Source organism: Bradyrhizobium sp. CCBAU 051011, from assembly GCF_009930815.1.
Lineage (GTDB): Bacteria > Pseudomonadota > Alphaproteobacteria > Rhizobiales > Xanthobacteraceae > Bradyrhizobium.
Genome location: NZ_CP022222.1, coordinates 7784467 through 7802671, shown reverse-complemented (window position 1 = coordinate 7802671; position 18205 = coordinate 7784467). Strand labels below are relative to the sequence as shown.

Here is an 18205-nt window from a genome sequence, read left to right as displayed (position 1 = left end):
CGCAGGTGCGCAATTGCGCACCGGGGAATCTCGAGATTCTGGGTTCGATGCTTCGCATCGCCCCGGAATGACTGGGGCGAACGCAGGCAGCCCACCTGAGCAACAAGTCCGACGAACCGTCGCGACGAAGACAAGACAAGGAATAGTTCAATGCGTCACGGCAAGGTTCATCGCAAGCTCAACCGCACCGCCGAGCATCGCCGCGCGATGTTCGCCAACATGTGCGCCGCGCTGATCAAGCACGAGCAGATCGTCACCACGCTGCCGAAGGCCAAGGAATTGCGCCCGATCGTTGAGAAGCTGGTCACCCTCGGCAAGAAGGGCGGGCTTGCCTTGCGCCGCCAGGCGATCTCCGAGATGCGCGATGTCGACCAGGTCAAGAAGCTATTCGATGTGCTGGCGCCTCGCTACAAGGACCGCCAGGGCGGCTACACCCGCATCATCAAGGCCGGCTTCCGCTACGGCGACAATGCCCCGATGGCCGTGATCGAATTCGTCGACCGCGACGTCGACGCCAAGGGCCAGGACTCCGGCCCGGTGCAGGAAAAGGAAGCCGAAGCGGCGTAAGTCCTTCAAAATCGCAAGTTTCAAAAGCGGCGCTTCCAGCGCCGCTTTTTTGTTAGCCGTTCAAGCGCGCACGCGCTTCCAAACCGATTCGATTCAATGCGACGATAGCCGGCGCATCATTGGAGTTTGCCAAATGAGTGCATCGGAATTGCAGGTCACTTATCGGACAGACGATGACTGGACCGGTCAGATCATTGCGACAGTGAAATCAGGTGAATTCTCCGCACGGGGGGCGGCGTGGTTCGATCGAATCAATGTGAAGCAAACTTTCCTGGCTGCCCTCAGATCTTTTCCACTGACGGCAATCACTCCAGCGCTCATCGAAGGTGGCTTCGGGAGCAAGGAGCGCCCGGGAAGTCTCGAATGCCACCTCAGGATCGCTGTTAAGCCGTACGACAGCCGTGGAACGCTTCTCGTGCACGTTGACCTTTCCTCGGAGGTTTGGACAACGCCTGATGCTGACCTCCAGAATTGGGCTACTATTCGTTTCACGACTGAGTATGCCGCTGTCGATAGGTTCGCCCAAGAGTTCGAGGAGGTCCTGGACGGCAAGCGAGATGTCGCGGTCTTGACTGGGATCAAGAGCTAGGACCAGCTCTTATCCCTATCGCGAGCTGTTCGACAGCAGGCGCCCTGTGCGCCGCTTTTTATTTGCGCATCTGACGCGCGCTGGCCGCAATTGTGGTCGTACCCGCCGCTCCCGATATCGCTGTCATCAACGATGGAGATGACGGATGAAAATCGATCTTTCGGGCAAGACGGCGCTGGTGACTGGCTCCACCTCCGGTATCGGCCACGCAATTGCCAAGGGCCTCTTTGCTGCAGGCGCGGACGTGGTGATCAATGGCCGGACTCAAGCCAAGGTCGATGCCGTGGCCACCGCGCTCGGCAAGACTGCTGATAAGGCTGGCGGCAAGGTGCGGAGTGTTGCCGCTGATGTCTCGACGGCGGCGGGATGCAAGGCCCTGGTTGCGGCGTTGCCTGATGTCGACATTCTCATCAATAACGCCGGCATCTTCGAGCCCAAAAACTTCTTCGATATTCCGGATGAAGACTGGAGCCGTTTTTTCGATGTCAACGTGATGTCCGGCATCCGTTTGTCGCGCGCTTACATGCCGGGCATGCTGAAGCGCAATTGGGGCCGTATCGTTTTCATCGCCTCGGAGTCGGCGCTGATGATTCCCAGGGAGATGATCCATTACGGCATGACCAAGACGGCGCAGCTCGCAGTTTCTCGCGGCCTTGCCGAATTGACCCGGGGTACCGCTGTTACCGTCAATTCAGTGATGCCGGGACCGACCATGTCCGAAGGCGTCGAGACTTTCGTCGCCGATCTCGCCAGGCAGAACGGCCAGTCCGAGCAGGATGCGGCCGCGCAGTTCATCAAGCAGCATCGCCCCGGATCGCTGATCCAGCGCTTTGCCAGCGTCGAGGAGATCGCCAATATGGTGATCTACGTCAGTTCGAAAGAGGCTTCCGCCACCAACGGCGCCGCGCTGCGGGCAGAAGGCGGACTGATTCAGACCATCGCGTGAGGTGAGGGATGTCAGCCTACGTTATTTCCGAAGTCGACGACGTGCGCGACCCGGCAGGCTTTGAAGTCTACCGAACCATCGCTGCGAAGACGATCGCGCAGTACGGCGGGCAGTATCTGATCCGTGGTGGCGCCGCAGATTTGATCGAAGGCGGCCCGCCGCCGAAAACCATCATTGTCGTCGAATTCCCAACGCTGGAGCGTTTGCGCGAATGGTACGCCTCGCCGGAATATGCTGAGGCGCTGAAAGTGCGGCAGACAGCGTTCGATCGGCGCCTGATTTTCGTTGATGGCGTCCTGCCGGTTTGAGCTTGCAACGCAGTGATGCGCCGAAAGCGCCAGGCGATATCCTTGTGCATTCAACGCCTTGCGGTGCTGCATTCTTCTCGGAACAAGTGGGTGAAAAATCTGTTTTTCCCGCAGCCGCGCTGATGCGGTTTGAGGAGGAACTAGATGAAGAAGCTGTTCATACTTGCGGCGGCAGCGTCGCTGGTTGCGACGATGGCCACCGCGCAAACCACCGTAGTCACTCCCGGAACGACCACCGGAGCTGCGGGCGCCACGATTCAGATCGAGCCGGAATATCGCACCCGGATCAAGAGCTACGTCACCGAGCACAAGATCCGCCCGGTCGAAACACGGGAAAGGATCGTGGTTGGCGCGAAGGTGCCGACCGACGTCGAACTCGCGCCGGTGCCGTCGGATTGGGGCCCGTCAGTGACCAAGTATCGCTATGTCTATTCCGGCAACCGCGTGATGCTGGTCGATCCGGGCACGCGTACCGTGGTGCATGAGATCGACTGAACAATCGACTGACGCGTGTTCATAAAAAGGGCCGCCATGTTGGCGGCCCTTCAAATTCGTTGAATCACCAGCGACGCCAGTAGCCGCCGTAATACCGCGGACCATAGAATCGCGGACCGCCATAGTAGGCGTAGGCCGGACGGTACACGCGGCGAATATAGGGACCGCCGTAGTATCCGCCGTAGTAGGCCGGCGCGTAGCCGTATCCGCCGTAATAGGGACCATATCCGCCGTAGTACGCCGGATAATAGCCTCCTCCATAATATCCGTAAGGACCGTAGCCGTAAGCGCTGGAAGCGATGCCGCCGATTACCGCGCCCGCGATCAATCCGCCAGCCACAGCCCCGCCCCAGCCCCAGCCCCCTCCGCGCCAAGCGTGCGCCGGCGAAGGTGCCGCTACCGCCGTCAAGCCCAGGACCGCCGCTGCGGCCAAAGCCAAAGGTGCCTTTTTCATCGACTCCTCCTTTGCGTAACAGTCAGGCAAACTTTCCACATAACCGGAGACTCGCTAAACACTTTCGAGTGAAGTTTGTTGCTTCGGGCTAGGCGTTCGGGTGGCCTGGCGCCGGATTTAATTTTGATGAATGGACGTTCAGGGGGCCGCTTTCGACGGAAGTCGCACCCGCCGATTGGCGCCATTTCTTCCGATCGGGAACTATTGTCGTGAGCAGGCGAGCGAAAGCGCGGCTCGCCTCCTATCCCGGTATCTGGATGCGAATAGTGCGACCACGGCGCTCTCGTTGCCATGCCAGTGCGGATCGACCGGAAGCAGGAAGCGGTCGAGCTCGCTTTTGCGCGAGATCGAGCGCCGCAGCCGCGCCTGCGGCGTCGGGGCCGGCGCGCAACGCAAGGCCTGCCGCGCGGGCATAGAGGCATTGCAGGCGCACCAGCGCCGCGAACGAAGATGCGCCTCAGTCGAAATCCAGAAAACCCGGCCGTGAGGAGATCGGCGGCTGACGGCCGAGCCAGGCGAGATCGGGGACGGGACGGGCCGTCTCCGGATTGGCGCCAAGCAGGGCCTCGATCCCGCGGGCAACCGCAAGCGTCGCGGCATCGCCGCCGCGCGGGCCGATGATCTGGATGCCGAACGGCAATCCGGCACCATCGCGCCCGGCCGGTATCGCCACCACCGGGTGCCCGGCATTGGTCACAGCATAGGCCATCGCCAGCCAGTGGAAATAGCTTTTCGTAGCTACGCCGTCGATCATGGCCGGGTAGAGCTCCGACCACGGCCGCGGGCTGATCGTGACCGCAGGCGCAATGACGAAATCATGTTCGGCGAAGAATTGCTGCCAGCTTCGGTAAAGCGCGGTCTGCAGCGACAGCGCCCGCGCGACGTCGAGGGCGGAATATCCAAGTCCCTCGGCGACGTTGTCGCGGATATTAGGGCCGACCTTATCAGGATATTTCTCCGCGAGTTCGCGGTGACGGCCGAGGAATGCGACGGCGCGCAAGACCCGGAACACTTCGTCGGCATGGCTGCAATCCGGATGGGTCCATTCGACGCTGCGAAATGCCGATCCGAATGTCGCGAGCTTGTTCTTGAATGTGTCGGCGACGGCGCGTTCCGTCGGCGCAAATCCGAAATCGGTTGTCGCCGCGATACGCAAGGTGGCGAGATCGATGTCAGGCGGATTGCGGTAGGCCTCGCTCACGGGCGTTCCGCCGGCATGAAGGATCGCCGACAGTGGATCGCGCGCGTCGCGATCCAGCATGCAGGAAAGCATCAGGCAGGCATCGGATACGTTTCTCGCCATCGGTCCGAGCTGCGAGATCTGCAGCCAGGCCATGTTGCGGCTGTTGCTGGCGATCAGTCCGGGCGAGGGGCGGAAGCCGACGACACCGCAGAATGCGGCGGGGTTCCTGACCGATCCGCCGGTGTCCGAACCGGTCGCCAGCGGTACCATGCCGGTGGCAAGCGCCACCGCCGATCCGCCGGACGAGCCGGCGGCGGAGCGCTCGGGATCGAACGGGTTGCCGGTGGCGCCATGAAGCGCGTTGCGGGTGTTGCCGCCAGCGCCCCATTCGGGAACGTTGGTCTTGCCGACGACGATGGCGCCGGCGCGCTTGAGCATCGCGACGATTGCCTCGTCCTCGGCCGCGATGTTGTCGGCGAACAGCACGCTGCCAAAGCTCGTAGGCAGCCCCTTGGCGTCGATCAGGTCCTTCACCCCGAGCGGAAGCCCGTGCAGCGGCCCGAGCGGATCGCCGCGCATCACGGCGGCCTCGCTTTCCCGCGCCGCGGCGCGCGCCGTGTCGAACGAGCGCGCAATGATCGCGTTGACGGCAGGATCGATTGTCTCGATCCGCCGGATGCAACTGTCCATCAGTTCGACCGGCGAAAGCTTGCGCTCGCCGATCAGCGCCCGCGCCGTTACCGCGGGCAGATCGCACGGCTCGGTCATGTCAGGACTACTCTTCCTTGATCCCGCCCTTGAGGGCCAGTTCCTTCATCTCCGCCGTTTCCTTGGCGATGAATCCCGGCCAGTCCGAATAGCGCTTGAAGCCGGGCTCATACCCGACCTTCTTGAAGCGCTCGATCACCGATGGGCTTGCGATCGCTTCTTCCAGCACCGAGGCCAGCCGGTCGCGAATGGCCGGCGGGACACCCTTGGGCACCACGACGGTACCCCATGAGACAAGGTCGATATTGGGATAACCGAGTTCGACGAGCGTCGGAACGTCGGGGAGGAACTGCGAGCGTTTGGCGGAGAACACCGCCAGCGGGCGAACCGTGCCGGCTTCGATCTGCGGCCTGATCGCGATCACGGTGTCGACGTGGTACTCGATGTGTTTGCCTATCAGGTCGTTCATCGCCGGCGCGCTGCCCCTGTAGGGCAGGTGCACCATCTTGATGCCGGCACTCGATTTGAACAGCTCGCCGGCAAAATGCGAAATGGTCGCCACGCCAAAGGACGCCAACGACAGCTTGTCGGGATTGGCCTTGGCCGCCGCGACCAGCGCCGCAACGTCCTTGATCGGATTGTCGCGATGGGTGACCAGCACCATCGTGATAGTGCCGGTCTGGGCGATCGGCTCGAAATCCTTGGCGCTGTCATACGGCACGCTCTCCTTCACCGCATTCTGCAAGGTGAAGGTCGAATTCGAGCTGGAGAACAGGGTGTATCCATCGGGAGCGGCGATGGCGACCTCCTTGGCGGCGATCGTGGTGCCGCCGCCGGGGCGATTGATCACGATCACGGGCTTGCCCAGGCGCGCCTCGAGCTCGCCGGCAACGATGCGTCCGACGACATCGGACGCCCCACCGGCTGGAAAGGGCACGATCAACTGCAGCGGCTTTTCGGGGTAGCTACCTTGCGCTGTTGCGATCGAAGCACAGCCCACCACACAGGCCGACGCTATCGCGGCCGTCAGAATCATCCGTATCATGTCGAAACAGGTCTCCTGTCTTCCGTGTTCCCCGGCAATTCGCGCCGGGGTTTTCGGCGACAGCCATCCCGGATCGATGGAACAGGCTCCCCTGAATCGACCTCCCGATCAACCCTGTTGTTTGGGCCGTTACCAGCCCTCCAGCACGATCTTGCCGCGCGACTTGCCACTTTCCAAAAGCGCATGCGCGCGCTTGAGGTTAGCCGCGTTGATGGTGCCAAAGGTCTGGTCGAGCGTGGTGCGCAGCACACCCTTATCGAGCAGATCTGCCACGTCATTGAGCAGGTGATGCTGCGCGATCATGTCGGGCGTCTGGAACGAAGATCGCGTGAACATCGATTCCCAGTGAACCGAGATCGCCTTGCCCTTGAAGGCGCTCATCGTGAATTCCGGGGGATCGTCGATCAGCCCGAACTTGCCCTGCGGCGCCATGAAGTCCGCGATCGCCTTGTAGTGCTGATCGGTGAAGGTCAGGCTCGCGACCAGCGCAACCGGCGGCACTTTCAGCTTCTCGATCTGCTCCTTCATCGGCTGGGAATGATCGATCACGGCATGCGCCCCGAGATCGAGACACCATTTTTGCGATTCCGGCCGCGTGGCGGTGGCGACCACCGTCAGCCCGGTGAGGCGGCGCGCAAGCTGGATCAGGATCGAGCCGACGCCGCCAGCGCCGCCGGTAATCAAAAGCGTGCGCGGATCGAGGCTCTTGCCGGGCACGGCGCCGAGCCGGTCGAACAGCAATTCCCAGGCGGTGATCGAGGTCAGCGGCAGCGCCGCGGCCTGCGCGAACGAAAGCGATTTCGGCTTGCGGCCGACGATCCGCTCGTCGACCAGGTGAAATTCCGCGTTCGTGCCCTGGCGCAGGATCGAGCCGGCGTAGAATACTTCGTCGCCGGCCTTGAACAGGGTCACGTCGGGTCCAACCGCATCGACGATTCCAGCGGCGTCATAGCCCAGGATCTTGGTCTCGCCCTCGGGCGGGGCGGCGCGCTTGCGGACCTTGTAGTCGACCGGGTTGGCGGAGATCGCCTTGACCGCCACTCTGATGTCGCGGCCCTTCGGTTCCGGCTTGGCGGCTTCGAAATCGAATAGCGATTGCGCGTCCTCGATGGGGAGCGATTTTTTGTATCCGACGGCCTTCATGTCCGTTTCTCCTGCCTTTCTTGAGCGTGGCTGCTTAACTGTCCCGCTGGCATCAGATTGGCAAGTACTGTAAATTCGGGGAACTAGTCCCTGTTTGGATACTATTGGAAAAATCGCGGGAAAACCTTCATGAAACGACGGAATTTTGCCCGGCGGCCGGGCTGCGCCGTTGAAGCGACGCTCGACCTGATCGACGGCAAGTGGAAGGGCGTGATCCTGTTCCATCTATTGGCCGGCACCCAGCGCTTCGGGGAGTTGCGGCGGCGGATGCCCGGGATTACCCAGCGCATGCTGACCAAGCAGCTCCGCGCCCTCGAGGAGGACAAGCTCGTGATCCGCAAGGTCTATGCCGAGGTGCCGCCGCGGGTCGAATACACGCTGTCTGAGATCGGCGAGAGCCTGCGGCCGGTGATCGAGACGCTGCGCGCGTGGGGCGAGGGCCATCAGGAACGACTATCCTGTGGGCCTGCATCCGACAGCCTCAAAGAGCCCGATCGCGCCGCCTAGCTGCCGTTATATGTACCGCTTTATCTTCTCTAGTTACTGCCCCGCATCTATATGTGGGCCGCCAAATTCCAGGATTTTCGAGATGAATTTGATCCGCTGTTTCGCCCTGCTGCTGGCTTCAGTAGTCGTTGCAACGCCGGCGCTGGCGCAGGAGAGGCGCGTGCCGTCCTCCGGCGCCGAGCTCAGGCTGTCCTATGCGCCGATCGTACAGCGCGCGCAGCCGGCGGTGGTGAACGTCTATGCCGCCAAGACCGTGCAGAACCGCAACCCGCTGCTGGACGATCCGGTCTTCCGCCGCTTCTTCGGCGTCCCCGGCATGCAGCCCGAGCAGATGCAGCGCTCGCTGGGATCGGGCGTGATGGTCGATGCTTCGGGGCTCGTGGTCACCAACAACCACGTCATCGAGGGCGCCGATCAGGTCAAGATCTCGCTTGCCGACAAGCGCGAGTTCGAGGCCGAGATCGTGCTCAAGGACAGCCGCACCGATCTGGCCGTGCTGCGCGTGAAGGATGGAAAAGAGAAATTCACCACGCTCGACTTCGCCAATTCCGATGAACTCCTGGTCGGCGACGTCGTGCTGGCGATCGGCAATCCCTTCGGCGTCGGCCAGACCGTGACCCACGGCATCGTCTCCGCATTGGCCCGCACCAAGGTCGGCATCACCGACTACCAGTTCTTCATCCAGACCGATGCGGCGATCAATCCCGGCAATTCCGGCGGTGCGCTGGTCGACATGACCGGCAAGCTGGTCGGCATCAACACCGCGATCTTCTCGCGCTCCGGCGGCTCGCAGGGCATCGGCTTTGCGATTCCCGCCAACATGGTGCGCGTGGTCGTGGCGTCCGCCAAGAGCGGCGGCAAGGCCGTCAAGCGACCGTGGCTGGGTGCCAAACTGCAGGCGGTGACGCCTGAAATCGCCGATACGCTGGGGCTGAAGCTGCCGAACGGCGCCTTGATCGCCAATGTCGCGCCGAACAGTCCGGCGGCGCGTGCCGGGCTGAAGCCATCGGACCTGATCGTCGCGATCGAAGGACAGACGATCGACGATCCCAACGCGTTCGACTACCGCTTCGCCACGCGGCAGCTCGGTGGCTCGGCCCAGATCGACGTGCAGCGCGCCGGAAAGATCGTCAAGGTCGCGGTGCCGCTGGAGACCGCCCCCGACACCAACCGCGACGAAATCGTGCTCACCGGGCGCTCGCCGTTCCAGGGCGCCAAGGTCGCCAATATTTCGCCGGCGGTCGCCGACGAATTGCATCTGGATTCCCAGGCTGAGGGCGTCGTGGTGATCGATCTCGCCGATGGCGGCACCGCGGCCAGCGTCGGTTTCCAGAAGGGCGACATCATCCTGGCGGTCAACAACCAGAAGATCGCCAAGACCAGCGACCTCGACAAGGCTTCGAAGACATCGTCCAGGCTCTGGCGCATCGTCGTGGTGCGCGGCGGCCAACAGATCAACGTGACGCTGGGCGGATGAGCCCGAAGAAACCCCGCGAGGCTGCCAATCTCTTTGCCGCGGCAGGGATGGAAGAGGACGCGCCGCGTCCGCTTCCCGACCGGCTGCGTCCGCGTTCGCTCGCCGATGTCGTCGGCCAGGATCATATCCTCGGTCCCGACGGTGCGCTGACGCGGATGCTGGAGACGCGCACGCTGGGCTCGCTGGTGTTCTGGGGGCCGCCCGGCACCGGCAAGACCACGGTGGCGCGGCTGCTGGCGGATGCCACCGAACTGCATTTCGAGCAGATTTCCGCGGTGTTTTCCGGCGTCGCCGACTTGAAGAAGGTGTTCGACGCGGCGCGCGCCCGGCGCGAGATGGGCAAGGGCACGCTGTTGTTCGTCGACGAGGTGCATCGTTTCAACCGCGCCCAGCAGGATTCGTTTCTGCCCGTAATGGAAGACGGCACCGTGGTGCTGGTCGGCGCCACCACCGAAAATCCCTCATTCGAGCTCAACGCCGCGTTGCTGTCGCGGGCGCGAGTGCTGGTGTTTCACTCGCTCGATGCCGCCGCAATCGAAAAGCTCTTTGCGCATGCCGAGAAAGTCGAGGGGCGGAGGTTGCCGCTCGATGCGGAGGCGCGCGCCGTGCTGGTGCGGATGGCCGATGGCGATGGCCGCGCCGCGCTGACGCTGGTCGAAGAGGTCTGGCGCGCCGCGCGCAAGGACGAAATCTTCAATGCCGCGCAGTTGCAGGAAATCTTGCAGCGCCGCGCGCCGATCTACGACAAATCCGCCGACGGCCATTACAACCTGATTTCGGCGCTGCATAAATCGGTGCGCGGCTCCGATCCCGATGCCGCGCTGTATTACCTCGCGCGCATGCTCGATGCCGGCGAAGACCCGCTGTTCCTGGCGCGTCGCGTCGTGCGCATGGCGGTGGAAGACATCGGCCTTGCCGATCCGCACGCGCTGGTGATCTGCAATGCCGCCAAGGATGCCTTCGACTTCCTCGGCCATCCCGAAGGCGAACTTGCGATCGCGCAGGCCGTGATTTATCTCGCCACCGCGCCGAAATCGAACGCCGCATACAAGGCCTTTGGCGCGGCGATGCGGACGGCGAAAGAGGGCGGCTCGCTGCTTCCGCCAAAACATATTTTGAATTCGCCGACCAAGCTGATGAAGTCGGAAGGCTATGGTTCCGGCTACGAATACGATCACGACGCGCCGGACGCGTTTTCGGGGCAGGACTATTTCCCGGAAGCTTTGGGGCGGCAGACTTTTTACGATCCACCCGATCGCGGTTTCGAGCGCGAGATCCGCAAGCGGCTGGATTACTGGGCGAAGTTGCGTAGGGAGCGGGACAGGCGCGAATGAACAGGTTCAGGAACTATCTCAGGCAGGCTATCCGGGCAGCCGCATGTATCTCGATGCTGGGGTCGCCGCTTGCCGCGGCCGCTGACACCGTTGAGGTAGCGCCGGGCGTCCAGGTGACGAAGCGAAGCTATACGGCGCCGACCAACGAGCAGCCGTTTTTCGGATTCGCGGCCAAGAATTCGGAAGAGAAAGCCTCCGATGAGAAGTTCGTCAGCGCCATCATCGGGGCGACCGGCTCGCGCGAAAAGGCGTTTGAGGAAATCACCATGCGCGGGTGGAGGGCGGTCAATACCGGCAAGATACGGGAGGCCGCGCTGCGATTTAATCAGGCGTTTCTCATCTCGCCCGAACAGAGCAGCCTCTATCACGGCTTCGCGGTGGTCGCTCAGTTTCGCTTCAATGACCTCGATGCCGCGAACGAACTGTTCAAGATCGCGCTCAAGCAACCCAATCCGGTGAAGGCGCTCAGGGCCGACTACGGCCGCTTCCTGCTGATCGCCAAGCGTCCGCGCGAGGCGCAGCCCGTGCTGGAGCAGGCGGTCAAGGATTCGCCTGACCTCGGCGATGCCTGGACCAATCTCGCGGTGGCACGCTTCCAGAACGGCGACGCGGCAGCGGCATGCGCTGCGGCGGATGAAGCCGGCAAGAAGCGTCCGTCCAACAATTCCGGCGATGATTTGATGACGGTGAGGAAGGCTGCGCAGTGCAAGTAGCCGCCGCGGAGCCATCGCCGGAACGGGCGCGGCAGTCATTTGCCGGCAACTAACGTATTTCCTTGCCGAGGATGAGGTCGATGGTGTGCGCGGCGATCGTCCGAAGCTGGGCTTCATCGCCGAACGCGCGCTCGAGCACGGCCAATCCGCGCGTGACGGTAGCGATGTGCAATGCCGCGACCTCGGGGGTGCCCCTGAATTCGCCTCGCTTCTTGCCCTCGGACAAAGCTTCCTGAATGAGAGCGGTGGCGCGGGCCACCAGGTCCGCGAAAGCCTGGCGCGCGTTCTCATCCAGCCCTTCGCCTGCGCCCGATGCCAGCTCCATCAGCCCGCGCGTGGTCGGACATCCGCGGGGCGGGGAACCGGAACGGAAGTTCTTTATCGTTACGTCGAAAAACGCCGTGAGCCGCTCGCGCAAGGTGCCTGAGTTGAGTGCCTTCTGGAGCGCGCTCAGATATTTGCTCGCATAGCGCTCATAGGCGCAGAGAAACAGCGCTTCCTTGCTGCCGAAGGCGTTGTAGAGACTGCCGCGCTGGACGCCCGCGTCGCGCGCGATGTCCGAGAGCGACGTGCCGCGCACGCCTTTGCGCCAGAATTGTTCGAACGCGATGCGCAGGACGTCGTCATGGTCAAACTCGCGCGGTCTCAATTTCGCTCCTCAGCTCAATAGTCTCAGTCCTGACGCGGTCAGATAATATTTGACGCAGCGTCAAGAATGTGTTTTTGATATCGTGTCAAAAACGATTGATAGCTCATTTTGCCGATGAAGTGAACCACTCGTGCGGGAGCCGCCGTACGGGCGAGGACAGGATGCGAAAGGATTCGCGATGCCTCTCATTCACATCTCGCTGCGCGCCGGAAAACCGGAAGCTTATCGCCAAGCGATCTTCAACAGCCTCTACCGAGCAATGCGCGAGGCGCTCAACGTGCCCGAAGACGACCAGTTCATGACCATCACCGAGCACGACGCGGCGAACTTCCGCTACGGCAATGCCTTTGGCGTCACCCGTAGCGATGACCTCGTGTACATCCAGATCACCGTGTTCGACACGCGCACCGCCGAACAAAAGAAGGCGCTGTTCCGGCGGGTCGCCCAATTGCTCGGTGACAACCCTGGCATCCGGCCAGAGGACGTGTTCGTGAATGTTCTCGACGCAGCAAAAGAGAATTGGTCCGTAGGCCACGGCCTCGCGCAATTCGCCTGAGGCCCGTGTGGGCCGGCGACGTGCCGCGGCTCCCGTCATTGCGAGCGAAGCGAAGCAATCCATGCTTCGGCAACGGTGAGATGGATTGCTTCGTCGCTTCGCTCCTCGCAATGACGTGGTGAGATCAATGCCGATCATCGCACGCTACGCTCGCTGGTCGTTATTAAAGCCCGCGAGCCGACGACGCATCATCAACCGGCTGTGAAGGCGGGAAAGTGACGCGTGGCGGTGTGACGAAAGCTATTTCCCGGTCTTCACGAACTCCAAAATCTCGTCGGCAAGGGGCGATTCCACTGCGTTGATCGAATACACTTCCGACATGTGGCTGTGCTGCGGTAGCAGGAGAGCGCGTGCACATCCGCTGGCGCGCTTGCAAGTCGCTTGCTTCGCGCGGTCGAATTGCAACACGAAGCCTTCTGGATCAAGTTCGGCGACAGCCATCATCAGCGGGATGTCGGTCGTCGCCAAACCCTGTAGCGAGGAACGTTCGGCGTAGCGCGCGGGATCGTCGCCGTAATAGGCGCGCTGGCCATCAGCGAGCGACATCCCGGTCAGATCGTAAATGCCCGAGATCATGATCGCGCCGGCCAGGCCGCCGCCCTTCACCTTGTGAAACTCGGGATGCGATACATAGCTTGCCACGTGAACGGCACCCGCGGAATGTCCCATCAGGTAGATGCGCGCGGGATTGCCCCCACGTTCGCCGATCTTGTCCGTGACCCACTTGACCACAGTGGCCATATCCTCGGCGCCCGCCGGCCAGGGCGCCTGCGGAGCGAGGCGGTACGTGGCGTTGACGCCGATAAAGCCGTTCTTCACCGCCCACAGCATGATGTTGTCATAGAACGGGCTGGTCGGTGTCGTGCGCTTGTTGCCGCCCACGAATGCACCGGCATGCACATAGATCAGCACCGGCCGGGGAGATGCAGCCGTCTCCGGCACGAAAATATCGAGAAGGTTACGATCGGCCGGACCGTATTTGACGTCCCGCTCGACATTGACGCCCTGATACGGCTCTTTTTGCTGCAGCGGCGCGAACAGCGCGGCCGTCTTGGGCGGATCAATGACGCGGCCGAGTTCGAGAAGCTTCCAGGCCAGATCCTCCGACATCGGGGCTTGCTGGGCGGCCGCGGTGCTGGCGAGGAAGACTGCCACCAGTGATAGCACCAACTTCGAAAAGGCCATCCGGGGCTCCTTTGATGTTCCCGTTGTACCGAACATGGCCGATCTCGGAACGGATTTGTAGTGGTTTCCCTGCGATGCCGTTGCCCGCAAACCGCAACGAGACGGTGAGATGGAAGGCTCCGCGAACGCCGCGATTTACTATTTACGTAAGTCGTAAGTCCTGCTATCTTTTCCGGACGATGATCGTCAGCTATCGGGACAAGCGCACCGCGCGGTTTGCCTCAGGCCGCCACGTCAAGGAGTTCTCCGGTTTTGCGCGACAGGCCGAGTTGCGTCTTGATCGACTGGAATCGGCGACCAGTCTGGCTGATTTGGCGGCGTTGCCTGGCAACCGTCTGGAAGCACTCAGAGGCGACCGTGCTGGACTGTTTTCGATTCGTATCAACGATCAATGGCGAATTTGCTTCGGTTGGCCGGAAGGATCACCCGGCCCGATCGAAGTGGAAATTGTCGATTATCACTGAAGGAAGAACACAATGCCTCGCTCCCCCATTCATCCCGGCGAACATCTCGCCGAAGAATTGCAAGAGCTTGGAATCACCGCCGCGGAACTTTCGCGTCAGATTGACGTGCCGGTAAACCGGATTACGGGTATCATTCACGGCCAGCGCGGTATCACCGCCGACACGGCATTGCGTCTGGGGCACTGGTTTGGCACCAGCCCGCAATTCTGGATGAATTTGCAGCAGCTCTATGAACTGCGCCTCGCCGAAAACGAAGTAGGTAAGGAGATCGCAGCGTTGCCGCGCCGCGCCGGCCGATCGACTTCGCGACAAGTTCGGAGCTAGATCGCCCATGAGCCGCCGCGTCAAGAGACCCCTCGCAAAATCCCGCGCGCCGGGTGATCGTCCCAAGGGTGCGCGCCCTTATCGGGGCGCGCCGGCCGAGCGGCCTCCGGCGCATCGTCAGGGCGGAAAGCCTACGCGCTTTGCCGAGCCGCGCCGGGAAAAGCCCGTTCCTGTGGCCGCTGCGCCCGAGAAGGCCGAGCCGCCGCCGCTGCCGACCAAGGTCCAGACCGTCGTCGTCACCGCGGACGAAAACAACATGCGCGTCGATCGTTTCCTCGAAGCGCGCTTTCCCGGCCTGTCGTTCTCCCACATCCAGCGCATCGTCCGGAAGGGCGAGCTGCGCGTCAACGGCAAGCGGGCTGACAGCAAGGACCGGCTTGAGGAGGGCCAGAGCGTGCGCATCCCGCCGCTCAAGCTCGATACGCCGAAGGGCGCGGGCCCGCTCTCGGAAGCCGCGACCAAGACGTTGCAGGCGTTGAAGGAGATGACGCTGTTCGAGGACGCCGACGTCATGGTGCTGAACAAGCCAGCGGGGCTTGCGGTGCAGGGCGGCTCCGGCATCACGCGCAACGTCGACGACATGCTGGAAGTGATGCGCGACGCCAAGGGGCAGAAGCCGCGGCTGGTGCACCGGCTGGACCGGGAAACGTCGGGCTGTCTGCTGATCGCAAAAACCCGCTTTGCCGCCACCGCCTTGACCGGCTCGTTCCGCCACCGCTCCGCGCGCAAGATTTACTGGGCGCTGGTGGCCGGCGTGCCGAAGCCGAAGCAGGGCCGCATCTCGACCTATCTCGCCAAGGAGGAGAGCGAGGAGGACAGCATCATGCGCGTCGCCAAGCATGGCGACGAGGGCGCCAGCCACGCGGTGACCTATTACGCCGTGGTCGAGACCTCGGCGCAGAAGCTCGCCTGGGTATCGCTGAAGCCGGTCACCGGGCGAACGCACCAGTTGCGCGCCCACATGGCGCATATCGACCACGCCATCGTCGGCGATCCTAAATATTTCAACAAGGAGAATTGGGAGCTGCCGGGCGGCCTGCAGAACCGCCTGCATCTGTTGGCGCGACGGCTCGTGATCCCGCATCCGCGCGGCGGCGTGATCGATGTCAGCGCGCCGCTGCCACCGCACATGCTGCAATCCTGGAATCTGCTGGGATTGGAGCACGACCGGTTCGATCCGATCGAGAACGCGCCCGAGGAATAGCGCGCACGCAACGCCGCAATATCTGTCAAACCGGACACACACTGATTTGATATTGCGGGGTCCGGACCGTCTCTACCATCGGACCGCCAGATGTAAATTCAGGGGTGCCGCGTATGAACGGAATTCTAGTCCGCCTGGCGTTTTGCCTTTTCGTTTTGATCGGGGCCGCCGGCGCGAGTGCTTCGGCCAATGCGCAAACCCTCGCGCTCGTAGGCGGTAGCGTCTACGCGTCGCCTGACGCTGCGCCAGTTGCCGACGCCGTCATTGTCATTTCGAACGGCGCCATCGCCGCGACCGGCAACCGCAATGATATCCGGATTCCATCAGATGCGCGCCTTATCGATTGCACTGGCAAGACGGTGGTAGCCGGATTCTGGAACAGTCACGTCCATTTCACGCAAGCCGCGTGGAAGAACGCCGCCAGCGCGTCGGCCGCGTCACTCACCGCGCATATGGAGGAGATGCTGACGCGATGGGGCTTCACCACCGTGTGGGATGTCGGTTCTCACCCCGACGACTCGCTGCCGCTGCGCCGCCGCGTCAATGCAGGTGAAGTCCTTGGTCCCACGATCTACCTTGCCGGCAACATCTTCCCAAAGGACGGTCATCCCGCCTATCTGCCGGCCGAACTGCAGCTCCCCATGGCTACGACGCCCGAGGAGGCGGCGCAGTGGGCGCGGCTCTACATGCAACTGGGCCTGGACGGAATAAAGCTGTTCACCGGCGTCTATAAGGGCGAGGGCAACCCGGTAGTGAACATGGACGTGACTATTGCCAGGGCCGCGATCGATGTAGCGCACGCGCTGGGAAAGCCGGTCTTTGCCCATCCGCAGAACTCGGGCGGCTTGGAAGCGGTGATCGCGGCCGGTGTGGATGTGATGGCACACACGACCCCGCAGCAGCGGGGATACACGCCCGAGCAGCTCGCGCGCTTTAAGGAGCAGAAGGTCGCGTTGTCCCCAACATTGTCCCTTTTTTCGAAAGTACCGGCCCCGCCCGAGGTGATCGCTCGACTGGTCGATAACGTGGTCGGCCAGCTCAAGAGCTTTTCCGAAAATGGGGGAACGGTCTTATTCGGGACCGATGTCGGTTACACGCAGCTCTACGACACCACGCTCGAATACGAGCTGATGCGCCGCGCGCTGTCGGAACGCCAGATCCTGGCCTCGCTGACCACCAATCCCGCGCAATATTTCAAGGCGGCGAAGAAGGGGCGGGTTGAGAAGGATTTTGACGCCGACCTCGTCGTGCTCGACGGCGATCCGCTTGCCGACGTCACCAATCTCGCCAAGGTCGCCTATACGATCCGGGCGGGGAAGGTGATCTATCAGAAGCCGTGAAGCGCCCTCGCGGCAAACCCTCCCGCAGGAGGGGTCGGTAAAGGGAACCGGGCCTACGCAGGCCAAAAGCGGCTGCGCCTGCTCGTAAACCAACATCACAATTGATCGCCGCAACGGCCTCATCAGCTTTATTTGCATCGACCGTTATCATATTGTCAGGGCTGAATTTTCACCCGATCTCTGTAAAGCCGAAATCACGACATGCGTGAACTATTCGATGAAGTCGCCGGACATTCGCCGCTCGATCCGCAGGAGTCGGTGCGTCGCGCCACGCGTGCGCCCCAGCGCAAGCGGTTCTACAAGCAGGCGGCCGTCGCGCCGGCAGAGGGCGGCTTTTCCGTAACGCTCGACGGCAAGCCGATCCGCACGCCTTCCGGCCGCCAGGTCGTTGCGCCCAGCAGCGGCATTGCCGAGCAGATCGCTGCCGAATGGAACGCGCAGGGCGAGACCATCGATCCCCTGACCATGCCGCTGACGCGCTTTGCCAACTCGGTCGGCGAAGTCGCCGACCGCGTCGATGACGTGGCCGACGACGTCGAGAAGTATCTCGGGTCCGATTTGCTGTTCTATCGCGCAGGCCATCCCGAGGCGCTGGTCGCCCGCGAAGCCGCATATTGGGACCCGGTGCTGGCCTGGGCCGCCAATCACCTTGGCGCGCATTTCATCCTGTCCGAAGGCATCGTGCATGTGACCCAGCCGGAGCAGGCGATCAAGGCGGCACGCGCTGTCTTTCCTGCCGATCCATGGTCGGTGGCGGCGCTGCATGTAGTGACGACGTTGACCGGCTCTGCGCTGCTGGCGTTGGCGTTGCAGCGCGGAGCCCTGGATTCCGACGAGGTTTGGGCCGCCGCCCATGTCGATGATGATTGGAACGTCGAGAAATGGGGCGTCGACGAAGAGGTCGCGGCCCGCCGCGCGGCCAGATTCATCGATTTCCGGGCCGCAGTGAGCATTTTGGACGCCCTGAAGGCCTGAGCGCCCGCCATCGGTTAAGCAGAGGTTTACGACGCCGGG

General features: G+C 62.6%; 21 protein-coding genes. 15 read left to right on the top strand and 6 right to left on the bottom strand.

The window, feature by feature from the left end; all coding sequences use genetic code 11:
* The first annotated feature begins 150 nt into the window (after window positions 1-150).
* From rplQ to ACH79_RS36850, 5 genes are all read left to right on the top strand, one after another.
* Window positions 151-567, top strand: a complete 417-nt coding sequence (gene rplQ / locus ACH79_RS36870) for a 50S ribosomal protein L17 (RefSeq protein WP_057858020.1) — start codon at window positions 151-153, stop codon at window positions 565-567.
* 133 nt (window positions 568-700) lie between these two features.
* Window positions 701-1156: a hypothetical protein gene (locus ACH79_RS36865; RefSeq protein WP_161855306.1), complete on the top strand. Its 456-nt coding sequence runs from the start codon at window positions 701-703 to the stop codon at window positions 1154-1156.
* A gap of 145 nt (window positions 1157-1301) precedes the next feature.
* On the top strand, window positions 1302-2102 hold the full coding sequence (locus tag ACH79_RS36860; protein WP_161855305.1) for an SDR family NAD(P)-dependent oxidoreductase: 801 nt from the start codon (window positions 1302-1304) through the stop codon (window positions 2100-2102).
* An 8-nt stretch (window positions 2103-2110) separates the two neighbouring features.
* Window positions 2111-2410: a DUF1330 domain-containing protein gene (locus tag ACH79_RS36855; protein WP_161855304.1), complete on the top strand. Its 300-nt coding sequence runs from the start codon at window positions 2111-2113 to the stop codon at window positions 2408-2410.
* 144 nt (window positions 2411-2554) lie between these two features.
* Window positions 2555-2905, top strand: coding sequence for a DUF1236 domain-containing protein (locus ACH79_RS36850; protein WP_161855303.1), 351 nt, complete (start codon window positions 2555-2557; stop codon window positions 2903-2905).
* A 64-nt stretch (window positions 2906-2969) separates the two neighbouring features.
* Here the strand turns inward: ACH79_RS36850 and ACH79_RS36845 are convergent, their stop codons facing one another.
* The 4 genes from ACH79_RS36845 to ACH79_RS36830 form a co-directional block, all read right to left on the bottom strand.
* Window positions 2970-3359 (bottom strand): hypothetical protein, encoded by a 390-nt coding sequence (locus tag ACH79_RS36845; protein WP_161855302.1) that lies wholly within the window; start codon window positions 3357-3359, stop codon window positions 2970-2972.
* Between the two features lie 457 nt (window positions 3360-3816).
* Window positions 3817-5310: an amidase gene (locus ACH79_RS36840; protein ID WP_161855301.1), complete on the bottom strand. Its 1494-nt coding sequence runs from the start codon at window positions 5308-5310 to the stop codon at window positions 3817-3819.
* 7 nt (window positions 5311-5317) lie between these two features.
* Window positions 5318-6295: a tripartite tricarboxylate transporter substrate binding protein gene (locus ACH79_RS36835; protein ID WP_246738279.1), complete on the bottom strand. Its 978-nt coding sequence runs from the start codon at window positions 6293-6295 to the stop codon at window positions 5318-5320.
* 129 nt (window positions 6296-6424) lie between these two features.
* Window positions 6425-7438 (bottom strand): zinc-binding alcohol dehydrogenase family protein, encoded by a 1014-nt coding sequence (locus ACH79_RS36830; RefSeq protein ID WP_161855300.1) that lies wholly within the window; start codon window positions 7436-7438, stop codon window positions 6425-6427.
* A gap of 129 nt (window positions 7439-7567) precedes the next feature.
* Between ACH79_RS36830 and ACH79_RS36825 the strand changes: the two genes are divergently transcribed.
* The 4 genes from ACH79_RS36825 to ACH79_RS36810 all read left to right on the top strand — a co-directional run bounded on the left by ACH79_RS36825 (window position 7568) and on the right by ACH79_RS36810 (window position 11469).
* Window positions 7568-7945, top strand: coding sequence for a helix-turn-helix domain-containing protein (locus tag ACH79_RS36825; RefSeq protein WP_161855299.1), 378 nt, complete (start codon window positions 7568-7570; stop codon window positions 7943-7945).
* A gap of 82 nt (window positions 7946-8027) precedes the next feature.
* Window positions 8028-9422: a DegQ family serine endoprotease gene (locus ACH79_RS36820; protein ID WP_161855298.1), complete on the top strand. Its 1395-nt coding sequence runs from the start codon at window positions 8028-8030 to the stop codon at window positions 9420-9422.
* Window positions 9419-10756, top strand: coding sequence for a replication-associated recombination protein A (locus tag ACH79_RS36815; RefSeq protein ID WP_161855297.1), 1338 nt, complete (start codon window positions 9419-9421; stop codon window positions 10754-10756). The genes ACH79_RS36820 and ACH79_RS36815 overlap by 4 nt, the downstream gene beginning before the upstream one ends.
* Entirely contained in the window at window positions 10753-11469 is a 717-nt protein-coding gene (locus ACH79_RS36810) for a M48 family metallopeptidase (protein WP_161855296.1), read from the top strand. The genes ACH79_RS36815 and ACH79_RS36810 overlap by 4 nt, the downstream gene beginning before the upstream one ends.
* 49 nt (window positions 11470-11518) lie before the next feature.
* Here ACH79_RS36810 and ACH79_RS36805 read toward each other — a convergent pair whose 3' ends face one another.
* Window positions 11519-12049, bottom strand: a complete 531-nt coding sequence (locus tag ACH79_RS36805; RefSeq protein ID WP_246738278.1) for a TetR/AcrR family transcriptional regulator — start codon at window positions 12047-12049, stop codon at window positions 11519-11521.
* Window positions 12050-12296: 247 nt separating this feature from the next.
* Here ACH79_RS36805 and ACH79_RS36800 point away from each other — a divergent pair, with 247 nt between their 5' ends.
* Window positions 12297-12674, top strand: a complete 378-nt coding sequence (locus tag ACH79_RS36800; RefSeq protein ID WP_161856754.1) for a tautomerase family protein — start codon at window positions 12297-12299, stop codon at window positions 12672-12674.
* 240 nt (window positions 12675-12914) lie between these two features.
* Here ACH79_RS36800 and ACH79_RS36795 read toward each other — a convergent pair whose 3' ends face one another.
* Entirely contained in the window at window positions 12915-13859 is a 945-nt protein-coding gene (locus tag ACH79_RS36795) for an alpha/beta hydrolase (protein ID WP_161855294.1), read from the bottom strand.
* A 179-nt stretch (window positions 13860-14038) separates the two neighbouring features.
* Between ACH79_RS36795 and ACH79_RS36790 the strand changes: the two genes are divergently transcribed.
* The 5 genes from ACH79_RS36790 to ACH79_RS36770 all read left to right on the top strand — a co-directional run bounded on the left by ACH79_RS36790 (window position 14039) and on the right by ACH79_RS36770 (window position 18166).
* Window positions 14039-14323 (top strand): type II toxin-antitoxin system RelE/ParE family toxin, encoded by a 285-nt coding sequence (locus ACH79_RS36790; RefSeq protein ID WP_161855293.1) that lies wholly within the window; start codon window positions 14039-14041, stop codon window positions 14321-14323.
* 12 nt (window positions 14324-14335) lie between these two features.
* Complete coding sequence (locus ACH79_RS36785; protein WP_161855292.1) at window positions 14336-14647, top strand: HigA family addiction module antitoxin; 312 nt, start codon at window positions 14336-14338, stop codon at window positions 14645-14647.
* A gap of 7 nt (window positions 14648-14654) precedes the next feature.
* Window positions 14655-15851 (top strand): RluA family pseudouridine synthase, encoded by a 1197-nt coding sequence (locus ACH79_RS36780; protein ID WP_161855291.1) that lies wholly within the window; start codon window positions 14655-14657, stop codon window positions 15849-15851.
* A 155-nt stretch (window positions 15852-16006) separates the two neighbouring features.
* Window positions 16007-17191, top strand: coding sequence for an amidohydrolase family protein (locus ACH79_RS36775; protein WP_161855290.1), 1185 nt, complete (start codon window positions 16007-16009; stop codon window positions 17189-17191).
* Between the two features lie 201 nt (window positions 17192-17392).
* The gene (locus ACH79_RS36770) at window positions 17393-18166 is read left to right on the top strand and encodes an ATP12 family chaperone protein (protein WP_161855289.1); all 774 of its coding nucleotides are present in this window, start codon (window positions 17393-17395) and stop codon (window positions 18164-18166) included.
* The last annotated feature ends 39 nt before the right edge of the window (window positions 18167-18205 follow it).

Excerpts from the sequence above, each read along its gene's own strand:
- rplQ (WP_057858020.1), top strand. The coding sequence starts at position 151 with ATGCGTCACGGCAAGGTTCATCGCAAGCTCAACCGCACCGCCGAGCAT.
- ACH79_RS36865 (WP_161855306.1), top strand. The coding sequence starts at position 701 with ATGAGTGCATCGGAATTGCAGGTCACTTATCGGACAGACGATGACTGG.
- ACH79_RS36860 (WP_161855305.1), top strand. The coding sequence starts at position 1,302 with ATGAAAATCGATCTTTCGGGCAAGACGGCGCTGGTGACTGGCTCCACC.
- ACH79_RS36855 (WP_161855304.1), top strand. The coding sequence starts at position 2,111 with ATGTCAGCCTACGTTATTTCCGAAGTCGACGACGTGCGCGACCCGGCA.
- ACH79_RS36850 (WP_161855303.1), top strand. The coding sequence starts at position 2,555 with ATGAAGAAGCTGTTCATACTTGCGGCGGCAGCGTCGCTGGTTGCGACG.
- ACH79_RS36845 (WP_161855302.1), bottom strand. The coding sequence starts at position 3,359 with ATGAAAAAGGCACCTTTGGCTTTGGCCGCAGCGGCGGTCCTGGGCTTG.
- ACH79_RS36840 (WP_161855301.1), bottom strand. The coding sequence starts at position 5,310 with ATGACCGAGCCGTGCGATCTGCCCGCGGTAACGGCGCGGGCGCTGATC.
- ACH79_RS36835 (WP_246738279.1), bottom strand. The coding sequence starts at position 6,295 with ATGATACGGATGATTCTGACGGCCGCGATAGCGTCGGCCTGTGTGGTG.
- ACH79_RS36830 (WP_161855300.1), bottom strand. The coding sequence starts at position 7,438 with ATGAAGGCCGTCGGATACAAAAAATCGCTCCCCATCGAGGACGCGCAA.
- ACH79_RS36825 (WP_161855299.1), top strand. The coding sequence starts at position 7,568 with ATGAAACGACGGAATTTTGCCCGGCGGCCGGGCTGCGCCGTTGAAGCG.
- ACH79_RS36820 (WP_161855298.1), top strand. The coding sequence starts at position 8,028 with ATGAATTTGATCCGCTGTTTCGCCCTGCTGCTGGCTTCAGTAGTCGTT.
- ACH79_RS36815 (WP_161855297.1), top strand. The coding sequence starts at position 9,419 with ATGAGCCCGAAGAAACCCCGCGAGGCTGCCAATCTCTTTGCCGCGGCA.
- ACH79_RS36810 (WP_161855296.1), top strand. The coding sequence starts at position 10,753 with ATGAACAGGTTCAGGAACTATCTCAGGCAGGCTATCCGGGCAGCCGCA.
- ACH79_RS36800 (WP_161856754.1), top strand. The coding sequence starts at position 12,297 with ATGCCTCTCATTCACATCTCGCTGCGCGCCGGAAAACCGGAAGCTTAT.
- ACH79_RS36795 (WP_161855294.1), bottom strand. The coding sequence starts at position 13,859 with ATGGCCTTTTCGAAGTTGGTGCTATCACTGGTGGCAGTCTTCCTCGCC.
- ACH79_RS36790 (WP_161855293.1), top strand. The coding sequence starts at position 14,039 with ATGATCGTCAGCTATCGGGACAAGCGCACCGCGCGGTTTGCCTCAGGC.
- ACH79_RS36785 (WP_161855292.1), top strand. The coding sequence starts at position 14,336 with ATGCCTCGCTCCCCCATTCATCCCGGCGAACATCTCGCCGAAGAATTG.
- ACH79_RS36780 (WP_161855291.1), top strand. The coding sequence starts at position 14,655 with ATGAGCCGCCGCGTCAAGAGACCCCTCGCAAAATCCCGCGCGCCGGGT.
- ACH79_RS36770 (WP_161855289.1), top strand. The coding sequence starts at position 17,393 with ATGCGTGAACTATTCGATGAAGTCGCCGGACATTCGCCGCTCGATCCG.